Consider the following 11,367-nt stretch of genomic DNA (forward strand, 5'->3'; position numbering starts at 1 on the left):
TGCGCTATCCCAGAAGACGGCTCGGCTGATGGTCTACAAACTCGTGCAAGCCGCCGCGAAGGGATGGCGTCGCCTGAAGGGCGCCAACCAGTTGCCAATGGTGATCGAGGGCGTCAAATTCACCGACGGCGTCATCGACGCCAAGAACCGCGCCGCCTGATCAAAGCGCGTCACCTAAATTCAGGCATAGCTCGATCAAAAGTTCCCGGACGCGGAAGACCACGGCCGCACCCTAGCTCGCTTCACTCTTCACCGGCATGAATCTCATCGACAACCGCGCTACTGCGTCACCGCGCGCCGGGAACGACACATCTGCCCGGCCGTCAGCTAGAAAGGACTGCTCATCGATCATCTTCCTTGCGGAATTTGGGTGACGCCGCTTTGTCAGGATTAGTGATTACCGAGCCTATTAAACACTTGACACAAAGCGCCCACGATGCGCGCAATGGAAACGTTCTCTGAGAACGTTCCCATTGCGCGGATCGATCTACGGAGCATATGGGAGGAGGTCACCATGTTCGACAATCAGCCCGAGCACTCGATTGGTGGGACAGGCGCAGACCGCGCCGCGCTGAGCGCTGCCGGATTGCACAAGGCATATGGCGCCACCGTGGCGCTGGAACATGCTGATATCTCCCTCGTAGCGGGCAAGGTCCACGCACTGCTGGGCGAGAACGGTGCAGGCAAATCCACGCTCGTGCGCATCCTGACCGGGGCTGTCGCGCCCGATGCGGGGGGCATGATGCTGAACGGCAAACCCTATGCGCCGCACTCGCTGCTCGACGCCCGCACCCGCAAGGTCGCTACTGCATTTCAGGAACTGAGCCTCATTCCCAACCTGAGCGTTGCGCAGAACCTGCTGCTGCCCAACCTGCCACGCGCCTTCGCGAGCATGGTTTCGACACGGCGCACGCTCGAAGCTGGAGCCGAGATCCTCGCTCGCCACGGACTCGACCGAATCGACCCCGCCGCCGAGGTTGGCAGGCTGGCGCTCGCCGACCGGCAGCGCATAGAGATCACCCGCGCCATCGACAACGCCGGTCAGGTGCTGATTCTCGACGAGCCCACCGCCTCGCTGGCCGAGACCGACTGGCTATTTGACCAGATTCGGAAAGCCACTCAGCGTGGTGTCGCGGTGCTCTATATCTCGCACCGGTTGGCAGAGGTCCGCGAGATCTGCACCGAGGCCACTGTTTTGCGCAACGGCACGACCATCGCCTCGGTCGATCTAGGCGATGCGTCCGACGGCGACATCTTCGAGATGATGGTTGGTCGGAAATTCGCCCATCAACGGAAGCCGCGCGTCATGCGGTCCGCATCGGGAGAGGCCGCGAGGTTGGCGGTCATGGACCTCTGCGGGCACGACCTGCAGGACATGAGCTTCGAGCTGCGGCCCGGCGAGATCCTCGGCGTCGCAGCTCTCGAGGGACAGGGACAGCAGGAGCTGTTTCGGATGCTCGTGGGCATTGAGAGGCCGCATTCCGGCCGCATCGAGGTGGACGGCGCGCCGGTGAAATTCTCCGGCCCGCGCGACGCGCTGAAGATCGGGAGCGGCATCGCCTACCTGCCAGAGGAGCGCAAGACCGAGGGCATCTTCTCCGGCCTCAGCGCCGCCACCAACGTTGTGCTCCCGGTGATGGGGCAAGCGGCGCGCGGCATTCTCATCTCGCACGGGCGCGAGATATCGGTGGCACAAGCCGCTGCCGACAGGGTCGAGATGAACCCGCGCTACCTGAGCTTTCCCATCGGCGACCTGTCGGGCGGCAACCAGCAAAAGGCGCTGATTGCTAGAACGCTTGCCACTGGAGCCCAGACGCTGCTGCTGTTCGACCCCTCCCGCGGCGTGGACGTGGGTACCAAGCAATCGATCTACGCCGCGATCCGAGCCTTCGCCGACGACGGCGGGGCGGTGCTGTTCTATTCGTCCGAGCTTCCCGAAATCGTTCAGCTCGCCGACCGCTGCCTTGCGCTTTACGGCGGGCGCATCACGCGCCGTTTCAAAGGCGCTGAGATTACCGAGCAATCCCTTGTCGCGGCCATGCTGGGCCATGTCACCCCGGAGATCACGGAAGGAGTGCTCGCATGACCGAAGTGCAGCTTCAACAGCCCGCGTTTCACGACAGCCGACCCGGCCTTGTTACCCGGCTCCTGACCGGCGCCGGGCTGATCGTGATGGTCTATGTGTTGCTTTACGTGCTCTACGCCGTGCAGCAGCCCAAGGCACTGACCTCCTATTCCATCGCGGCGCTGATCAACAACACTGCACCGCTCGCGCTCGCTGCCGCCGGGCAGGCGATCATTGTCATCAGCCGGGGCTTCGATTTGTCGGTCGCCGGCGTGATCTCGATCTGCAACGTGGTACTTGCCGTATACCCGCTCGAAGGGCCGGGCGGCGCCGCCGTATCAGTGCTGATCTGCCTTGCCATCGGCGCGGCGGTGGGCGTGATGAACGGCTACCTCGTGGCGGTGCTGAAGCTCCAGTCCATCGCCGCGACGCTGGCCACGATGATCATCTGCCAAGGCATCGCGCTTGTGATCCTCAAGGCCCCCGGCGGCTCGGTTGCCGAGTGGATCTCCTACGAGATGACGGACCGGCTGTGGGGTGTAATCCCAGTGTCGGGCCTGGTGCTCAGCGCGGTGCTGCTGATCTGGATGGTGCTGCGGCGCACGTCTTTCGGGATCTCGCTCTACGCTATCGGCGCCGACGAAAGCGCGGCAGCGCTGTCGGGCATCAACACCACCCGAGTGCGGCTTCTGGCGCATGTCGTGGCGGGCTGCGCCTACGGGCTCGCGGGCTTCATGCTCAGTGCCCAGACCGCCACTGGCAACCCTTCTGCGGGCACGCCGCTCCTGATGCTGACCTTCGCGGCGGTGGCGCTTGGCGGCACCTCTCTATCGGGCGGCCGCGGCGGCATCTTTGCCACGATGGCGGGGGCCGCCACGCTCACGCTTCTTCAAAAGGTGCTGTTCTCGGCCGGGATCGCCTCGTTCTACACCGGCATGTTCCAAGGTGCGGTGTTGATTCTCGCGGTCGTCTTCAGCGCCTTTCTCGTTCGCCTCGGAGACCGCAAATGACCGCCACAAGCAAGACCGCCCCCCCCGAGACGGGCTTCACCCAGAACGGAGACACGCGGGGCAGCGCTCGGGTCACCCGCGAGACCGTTAGCACCGTCAGCGTCGCAATCCTCTGCGTCATGCTGTTGCTGAGCGCTCGGCTCATCAACCCCGCGCTTGGATCCTGGTCGCAGGTGGAAACCGTTCTGGTGTTGGGCTTCTTCCTCGTGGTGCTGTCTTTCGGGCAGGGCGTGGTGATCCTGACCGGCGGGCTCGACCTGTCGCTGCCCGCCACGATCACAATGGGCGGCATCCTCGCGACGAGTTGGGTCGGCGCCGGCAATCCGGGCGAATGGTACCTGCTGCCGGGCGTGCTGGTGGCTTGCGGGCTCGTGGGGCTTGCTACGAGCGCGGGTGTCATCTGGCTGCGGGTGCCGCCGTTCATCATGAGCATGGCGATGTCGATCATCGTGGCCTCGGGGCTCTTGGGCTACACCCGGGGCACCCCGCGCGGTGCCGCGCCTGACGCCGCCGTCGTTTTAATGAAGAGTCACGTTTTCGGCCTGCCGACGCCGGTCGTCGCTCTGGTGATCTTCGCCATTGCCGGTTGGCTGTTTCAAAGCCGCACCGTCTACGGTCGCTATCTCTATGCCGTCGGCACCAATGTAGACGCGGCACGCAACGCGGGTGTTCCGGTGACGCTGATACGCATCCTGCCTTACGTGATCAGCGCTGTCTGCGCCGGCTTCGTCGGCATCGCGCTGGTCGGCTACTCGAACGGCGCCACGCTGCGCATGGGCGACGACTACCTGTTGCCCTCGATCGCCGCCGTAGTGATCGGCGGCTCGTCGATCCTCGGCGGGCGCGGCACCTTCCTTGGGACCGTGGGCGGCGCGCTGCTGCTCACCATCCTTGGCACAATCATCTCGGCGCTGGGGCTCGAGTTCGGCCTGCGCACGATCATCGAAGGATCCATCATCCTCTTCGCCCTGCTGGTGCTGCGCGAGGAGCTTTTCCAGAAATTGCGCTCTTTCGGTCGCTGAGGCTGGGTGCGCAAAACGTCAGACTTGTCAGGAGGAGAGACAATATGAAGACGACTGCATTGAAGACGACGGCGGCGGGGCTCGCGCTCGCGGCGGCCACGCTGGGGCTCGCGAACGTGGCCCATGCCCAAGAGAAGTTCACGGTTTACCTGAGCTTGTCCTATTCCGGCAACGCTTGGCAGTCCGAGGCCGCCAATATCGTCAAGGCGCTAGCCCAGACGCCGCCCTATAACGAGATGGTCGAACTTGAGGAGGTCATCTCGGGCACTGATCCGCAGGCGCAGATCTCGGCCTATGAGAGCATGATAGACGCGGGCGCGGACGCGATCATCAGCTTCCCGATCTCTTCGACCGCACTCAACCGCACGATCAATCGCGGCTGCGAGGAGGGTGTCTTGTTCTTCATGTATGACGCCACGGTCACCGAAAGCTGCGCCTACAATGTCAGCTATCTGTCGGCAGGCTTTGGTGAGAACACCGCACAGGCGCTCGTCAACGAGCTGGGCGGCAAGGGCAAGATCTTCCTGTCGCGCGGCGTGCCTGGCAACTCTGTCGACCAGCGTCACACTGACGGCGCGATGCACATCTTCGACCAGTATCCCGATATCGAGGTCGTGACGGAATATTATTCCTACTGGGACGACCGCACAACGCAGCAAGAGACTGCCAAGCGCTGACCGCCCATCCCGACGTCGACGGCATCTGGGCGCAGGCCGGTGAATTCGGCGCGATCCAAGCGATGCTGGATGCGGGCGATCGGCTGGTCCCTATGACCGGCGAGAACTCGGCGGGCTTCCGTCTCGCGCTGGCCGATCCGGAGATGCAGCAAAAAGGCCTTACTGGCGTATCCGCGGGCTCGCCCCCGGCGCAATCGGGTTACGCCTTCAAGCTGGCGATGGAGATCCTCACCGGCAAACGCGAGCTCGATCCGATGAACATCGAGTATCCGCTGCCTTGGGTGCCTGTGGACGAGGTGAAGGTCTGCGAGGGCGACAACTACGAAAGCGGCTGCAACGTCTTCCCGCCGAGCAAGGTGCCAACCTCCTTTGTCTCCGAGGTGCTGAATCCCGAGCTTCTGCCCGAGGTCAACGTCGAGTCGGCGCTGAATGGCACCCCGGTCGAAGGCGCCACGATCCAGCCGCTGCCCGCCGAGGTGACTGAGGCGGCCAATGAGCCGGGCATCAACTGCGCCCGCTGCGACGCGCCCGAGGATCTGTACAAGCTGACCAAGGTCGAGGCCACGGTGCAGCCGTAGGTCACGTCATCGGCGCCCGCCCCGACGGCGGGCGTCATCCTCCGCCATTCTGGCGACCGCGAGCCGTTGGACTTTACGTCGACATCAGGGACACTCGCTCTGTAGGCAGAACACAGAAAAAATGGAAAAGACGATGCCTAGGGCAAAGCGTAGCCGGATCACGGTAAAGGATCTCGCCAAGGATCTCGGCATGTCGGTGTCGACCGTCTCACGGGCCTTTTACGCCGATGCGGTCATCGCCGAGACGACTCGTAAGATCGTGCTAGACCGCGCGCATGAGATCGGCTACCGGCCCAACCCCTTCGCCCAAAGCCTTATCACCAAGAAGACCCAGATCGTCGGAATGGTGGTCTCTGACCTCACCAACCCGTTCTATCCCGAGGTGATGACCCGGCTCACGAGCCTGCTGCAAAAACAGGGGATGAATGTCATGCTAGCCTCGGCCGAGCAGGCCGACGGCACTGACGAGGCGGTGGACCTGCTGCTGAGCTACCAGCCGGACCTGATGATCGTACTGGCGACCAATCTGAAATCCCATGCCCGCGAACGCTGCGAAGCCGCCGGCGCGCCGGTCATCTTCTTCAACCGCCTGTCCGAGGATGGGCTGGGCCACGGCATCTCTTGCGACAATGTCGCGGGCGGACGTCTCGCCGCCAGTTATCTCGCCGAACTCGGGCACCGTGAGCTGCTTTATGTCTCAGCCTTTCCCGACGCCTCGACCAACGTCGAGCGACATCAGGGATTCCGGGAGGAAGCCATGCGCCGCGGCTTTGCCGCCCCGCAGGTAATCGAGGCCGGACGTTTCACCTATGAGGCGGGCTACGAGGCCGGTCTCGCCGTCAAGGATCTGCCGCGCCGCCCGGACGGGGTGTTTTGTGCCAACGACATCGTGGCAATCGGCTTCATTGAGGGCGTGCAGGAGGGCATCGGGCTGAGGGTACCCGGCGACATTTCGGTGATGGGCTACGACAATATCGCAATGGCCGGCTGGCCATCGCACCGGCTGACCACCATCGCGCAACCGCTCGAGGAGATGATGGACGCGACCGTGAAGCTCGCCTCGGATCTCGCAACCTCGACCGACGTCGCGCAGCGCATCCTGCATATTCCACCCGGCAGGCTTGTCGAACGCAATACCGTCATGGATTGGAGGAGGGCCAATGACTGACCAGACCCATCTTTTGATACGGCTCGCGCAATCGCACAAGCCCGATTGCGTCTTGTCGTTCGGCGGACCACTGCCCAAGAACGTGGCGTCGCCGGACGAGTTGGCCGTCACGCTCGGTTCGGATGGGGTGGCGCGCTACGCCGCCGCCTGCCGCCCGGTCTACGAGGATCTGCGGCGCATCATCGGTCAGATCTCGGGGCTGATCATCCTCGCGCAGCTCACCGCGCAGCACCAGGTTACCGACCTGCCCGAATACGCCGCCTGCGAGGCCCGCGCGAAACAGGCCGGCGACCGGCTGGGCGCACTTAAGACGCCCGGCGGCACCGAGCCGCACAAGGCGCAGCTCGAAGCCGCATTGCGGTTTTCGCACCTTGCGCTGAGAACGTTCTCACATGCGCGCGGCGGGGAGGCGTTCGCCGCCGATCTCGACCAAGCGGGGCTGCTGGTCAAACGCGCCTACGCACATTTGCGTGCCGCCAGCGCCGCGAAGGCCGGGCTCGAGATGGTGGACCTGTCGCAGGCCTGCTGTTGCTGCGGACAGCAGCCGAGCCGCTGAAACAACATCTGTTCCATGGAGGTGAAGAATGGCTGATTATTCCATTTGGGTGCTCGAGTACAGCTATGTGCCGAAATACCACAAGAGCGGCGTGCTCTACGGCGCGCATAACGAAGGCTACGTGAAGCTTCCATACTGCTACGTCGTCATCAAGGGCCGCGACCACGTCGCCATGGTCGACGTGGGCTACAACGACAAGGACTACGGCAAGACCCTCGGCGACCGGTTCGGCGTCGAGAACTGGCGCGATCCGAAGACGGTCCTGACCGAGGTCGGCGTGACCCCCGAAGAGGTCGACACCTGTTTCATCACCCACGCCCACTTCGATCACTTCGGCAATGTCGAGGATTTTCCGAACACCAAATTCTACATTCAGGAGCGCGAGATCTCGAAATGGGTCTGGGCGATGTCCTTGCCCGATCGGATGCGCTGGATGATGATCGCGGTCGATCCCGGCGACATCGTGCGCGGCGTTGATCTGGCCCGCGACAGGCGGCTCGTGACCGTCGATGGCGCCGTTGAGAACGTGCTGCCCGGCATCGACCTGCACGCCGCGCCCGACAGTCACACCTGGGGCTCAATGTGGGTCACGGTGCGCAACGACGGCAAATCGCCCTCCGAGGATACCTGGGTTCTAGCCGGCGACCTGGTCTACCAGTTCGACAACATCACCAATGACGGCGCGGTGGTCGATGTCGAGCAGATGTACACCCCGGTGGGTCTCGCTGTCGGCAGCCAGACGAACCTGATCCTCGCAACCGAGGAGATGATGTCGCAGGTCGGCTACGAAGCCCGCCGTGTCATTCCGATCCACGAAGAGCGGCTGAACGACACCTTTCCGTCGCGGATTTCGAAAGACGGCCTGCGGATCACCGAGATCTGCCTTGCCGACGGCGAAAGCTCGAAGGTGTCGTGATGCCCGAGAGCAGAACCGTCGCCATCGTCGGCGCGGGCCTCGTGGGCCTGGGCTGGGCACTCGTCTTCGCCCGCGCGGGCTATGTCGTGCGCGCATATGATCCCTCCGAAGAGGTGCGCGGGCGCATCATGTCGCAAGCCGAGGACAGCCTTGCCGATCTTCGGGAGGTCGGGCTTCTCAATGACCCTCAGGCCGCGCTGTCGCGGCTCAGCGTGCATGACACACTGGCCGGGGCCGTCGAGGGCGCCTTTTACGTGCAGGAATCGGTGTTCGAGACGGTCGAGGTCAAGACGGCCGTCAGTCTCGAACTCGACGCCGTCATCGGCGCGGGTACGCTGGTCGGCTCGTCATCTTCGGGCATTCCCGCCTCGCGCTTCACCGAGCAGTGCGCCCATCGCGACCGTTTCATGATCGCCCACCCGGTAAACCCGCCGCATCTCGTGCCGGTGGTCGAGATCGTGCCCGCGCCGTGGACCGCGACCGAAGGCGTCGAGCGGGTGGTCGCGCTCATGCACGAGGTCGGGCAGGTGCCCGTGCGTCTTGCCCGCGAGATCGACGGCTTTGTGCTGAACCGCCTGCAGGGTGTGCTGTTGAACGAGGCCTGGGCGCTCTACGAGGATGGCATCGCGAGCCTTGCCGACATTGACGCAACCATCGCGCACGGGCTCGGCATGCGCTGGTCCTTCATGGGGCCCTTCGAGACCATAGACCTCAACGCCCCCGGCGGCATCGAGGATTACGCCGCCCGGCTGCGCGGCCTTTACGCCGACATGGTGCGCACGCCGCCGCGCGGGCCGTGGCCGGATGAGGTCATCGCAAAGGCCACGCGGGAACGCCGCGCCGCGCTTCCCGCCGAAGACCTCGCCGATCGGCGCGCCTGGCGCGACGCCAGGCTCTCGCGCCTCGTGGCCTTCAAGACATCGCAGGGGTTGAGCGACTGACATCGTCATCCCCGCCTTCCTCACTCTCTCATTCCGAAAGGAAACTTCATGTCAGTCACCTACCTCAAACGCGGCATGCCCGAGGCCGACCGGGCCGAGGATGACGCCAAGACCCGCGCCGTCGTGGACTCCACCCTCAGGGACATCGAGGCGCGCGGCGACGTGGCGTTGCGCGAGCTGTCGGAGAAATTCGACGATTACACGCCCACGAGCTTCCGCCTCGGCCAGCAGGAGATCGACGAACTGATCGGCCAGCTTTCCGAGCGCGAGATCGCCGACATCAGGTTCGCGCAAGAGCAGGTGCGAAACTTCGCACAGGCGCAGCGCGACACCATGCTCGACCTCGAGGTCGAGACCATGCCGGGCGTCATCCTCGGGCACAAGAACATCCCCGTGCAGTCCGTGGGTTGCTACGTGCCGGGCGGCAAATTCCCGATGGTCGCCTCCGCGCACATGTCGGTCGCGACCGCCTCGGTCGCGGGGGTGCCGCGCATCATCGCCTGCACCCCGCCGTTCCAGGGCAAGCCGAACCCGGCAGTGATCGCCGCGATCCATTTCGGCGGCGCCCACGAGATCTACGTGCTGGGCGGCATTCAGGCGATCGGCGCCATGGCCATCGGCACCGAGACCATCGAGCCGGTGCATATGCTGGTCGGCCCCGGCAATGCCTTCGTGGCCGAGGCCAAGCGCCAGCTGTTCGGCCGCGTCGGCATCGATCTCTTCGCTGGACCGACCGAAACAATGGTGATCGCCGACGAAACCGTCGACGCCGAGCTTTGCGCTACGGACCTGCTGGGACAGGCTGAACACGGCTACAATTCGCCGGCGGTCCTGGTGACGAATTCGCAAAAACTCGCCGAGGACACGCTTGCCGAGATCGACCGTCTTCTCGAAATCCTGCCGACCGCCGGTACGGCCAGGGTAAGCTGGCAGGATTACGGCGAGGTCATCGTCTGCGACAGCTACGACGAAATGCTCGACGTCGCCAACGACATCGCCTCGGAGCATGTGCAGGTGATGACCGACCGCGACGACTGGTTCCTCGAAAAGATGCACTCCTACGGAGCGCTGTTCCTCGGGCCGCGGACCAACGTCGCCAATGGCGACAAGGTAATCGGCACCAACCATACGCTGCCCACGAAAAAGGCGGGCCGCTACACCGGCGGGCTTTGGGTCGGCAAGTTCCTCAAGACCCACAGCTATCAAAGAGTGACCACCCACGAAGCCGCGACGCTGATCGGTGAATACGGCTCGCGCTTGTGCATGCTCGAAGGCTTCGTCGGCCATGCCGAGCAGTGCAACATGCGCGTGCGCCGCTACGGCGGGGTGAACGTACCATACGGTGCGGCCGCACCCTACCGCGAGGCGGCGGAATGACGGCAGCGCTGCCTGATTTCCGTCTCGACGGCAGGCGTGCGCTGGTGACCGGCGCGGGGCGGGGCATCGGCCTCGCCATCGCGCAGGCCTACGCGGCGGCGGGGGCGGAGGTGACCCTGTGCGCCCGCACCGCGCACGAGATCAAGCGCGCGGCGCAAGAGCTGCGCGCCGCCGGATTCAAGGCCGAATTCCTCGCGCTCGACGTGACCGACATCGCCGCCTTCGAGATGGAGATCGAAGCACGCTCGCCTTTCGACGTCTTCGTGAACAATGCCGGCACCAACCGCCCAAAGCCGCTCTCCAAGGTCACAGAGGCCGATTACGACGCAGTCATGGGGCTCAATCTCAAGGCCGCGATGTTTTGCGCTCGCGCGGTGACCGGACGCATGGTCGCGGCGCGACGCGGCGGCTCGGTCATCAACATGTCCTCGCAGATGGGCCATGTCGGCGCCCGTGACCGGACACTCTACTGCGCGTCGAAATGGGCCATCGAAGGCTTCACGAAGGCGCTCGCGATCGAGCTTGGCGAGCACGGCATTCGGGTCAACACGATCTGCCCGACCTTCATCGAGACCCCGATGACCAAATCCTTCTTCGAAGACGATGCCTTCCGCGCCTCGGTCTTGTCGAAGATCAAGCTCGGACGACTGGGACAGGTCGATGACGTAACAGGTGCCGCAATCTTTCTCGCGTCCGATGCTTCGGCATTGATGACCGGAAGCGCGCTCATGCTCGACGGTGGCTGGACGGCGGGCTAGGTGCAAGCGGCGCCTGTGCCCGATGCAGGATCAGTTCGATAGCCTCAAGTTCGAGAAAAGGTGCGCGTCGATCCGGTCTTGCGGATGACCGGTGGCAATGGCTGCGAGTGCCGCCTCAAGGTTGTGCTCTGGGACCCAACCTTGGACCGCCGGGATCTGAAGTTTTCGGCCTTCATTCCGGTGACAGGCTGGCGGCGCCACCGGGATTATGGATGTCGATCGGGACGTTATATCCGATCGCGCTGTGGGGCCGAACCTCGTTGTAGTCTCTGCGCCAAGTCTCCAACTTTTCGCGGGCA

The 11,367-nt window shown here is 64.2% G+C and carries 12 protein-coding genes and 1 pseudogene; 12 read left to right on the forward strand and 1 reads right to left on the reverse strand.

The genetic code is table 11. The features are described from left to right. From MBELCI_RS20535 to MBELCI_RS16885, 12 genes and pseudogenes are all read left to right on the forward strand, one after another. Positions 1 to 160: pseudogene (locus MBELCI_RS20535) on the forward strand (IS256 family transposase); the annotation flags it as partial. Positions 161 to 514: 354 nt separating this feature from the next. Next, entirely contained in the window at positions 515 to 2,086 is a 1,572-nt protein-coding gene (locus MBELCI_RS16840; RefSeq protein WP_021695453.1) for a sugar ABC transporter ATP-binding protein, read from the forward strand. Then, positions 2,083 to 3,075, forward strand: coding sequence for an ABC transporter permease (locus MBELCI_RS16845; protein WP_021695454.1), 993 nt, complete (start codon positions 2,083 to 2,085; stop codon positions 3,073 to 3,075). The genes MBELCI_RS16840 and MBELCI_RS16845 overlap by 4 nt, the downstream gene beginning before the upstream one ends. Continuing rightward, a complete protein-coding gene (locus MBELCI_RS16850; RefSeq protein WP_045320404.1) occupies positions 3,072 to 4,097 on the forward strand; it encodes an ABC transporter permease in 1,026 nt (341 codons plus the stop codon). The genes MBELCI_RS16845 and MBELCI_RS16850 overlap by 4 nt, the downstream gene beginning before the upstream one ends. A 44-nt stretch (positions 4,098 to 4,141) precedes the next feature. After that, positions 4,142 to 4,774: a substrate-binding domain-containing protein gene (locus tag MBELCI_RS21370; RefSeq protein WP_021695456.1), complete on the forward strand. Its 633-nt coding sequence runs from the start codon at positions 4,142 to 4,144 to the stop codon at positions 4,772 to 4,774. Positions 4,775 to 4,866: 92 nt separating this feature from the next. After that, entirely contained in the window at positions 4,867 to 5,352 is a 486-nt protein-coding gene (locus MBELCI_RS21375; RefSeq protein WP_235047682.1) for a type 1 periplasmic-binding domain-containing protein, read from the forward strand. A 133-nt stretch (positions 5,353 to 5,485) separates the two neighbouring features. After that, complete coding sequence (locus tag MBELCI_RS16860) at positions 5,486 to 6,520, forward strand: LacI family DNA-binding transcriptional regulator (RefSeq protein ID WP_021695458.1); 1,035 nt, start codon at positions 5,486 to 5,488, stop codon at positions 6,518 to 6,520. Beyond that, on the forward strand, positions 6,513 to 7,076 hold the full coding sequence (locus MBELCI_RS16865) for a hypothetical protein (protein ID WP_021695459.1): 564 nt from the start codon (positions 6,513 to 6,515) through the stop codon (positions 7,074 to 7,076). The genes MBELCI_RS16860 and MBELCI_RS16865 overlap by 8 nt, the downstream gene beginning before the upstream one ends. Before the next feature lie 28 nt (positions 7,077 to 7,104). Next, positions 7,105 to 7,992, forward strand: a complete 888-nt coding sequence (locus tag MBELCI_RS16870) for an N-acyl homoserine lactonase family protein (protein WP_021695460.1) — start codon at positions 7,105 to 7,107, stop codon at positions 7,990 to 7,992. Next, the gene (locus MBELCI_RS16875) at positions 7,992 to 8,933 is read left to right on the forward strand and encodes a 3-hydroxyacyl-CoA dehydrogenase (protein ID WP_045320405.1); all 942 of its coding nucleotides are present in this window, start codon (positions 7,992 to 7,994) and stop codon (positions 8,931 to 8,933) included. Before MBELCI_RS16870 ends, MBELCI_RS16875 begins: the two co-directional genes overlap by 1 nt. A 48-nt stretch (positions 8,934 to 8,981) precedes the next feature. Further along, entirely contained in the window at positions 8,982 to 10,310 is a 1,329-nt protein-coding gene (gene hisD, locus MBELCI_RS16880; RefSeq protein WP_021695462.1) for a histidinol dehydrogenase, read from the forward strand. Then, positions 10,307 to 11,068, forward strand: coding sequence for an SDR family NAD(P)-dependent oxidoreductase (locus MBELCI_RS16885; RefSeq protein ID WP_021695463.1), 762 nt, complete (start codon positions 10,307 to 10,309; stop codon positions 11,066 to 11,068). Before hisD ends, MBELCI_RS16885 begins: the two co-directional genes overlap by 4 nt. Positions 11,069 to 11,240: 172 nt before the next feature. Here MBELCI_RS16885 and MBELCI_RS20175 read toward each other — a convergent pair. Next, the coding region (locus MBELCI_RS20175; RefSeq protein WP_145973723.1) for an integrase core domain-containing protein at positions 11,241 to 11,367 on the reverse strand (127 nt) is incomplete at its 5' end.

Source organism: Limimaricola cinnabarinus LL-001 (assembly GCF_000466965.1).
Classification (GTDB): domain Bacteria; phylum Pseudomonadota; class Alphaproteobacteria; order Rhodobacterales; family Rhodobacteraceae; genus Limimaricola; species Limimaricola cinnabarinus.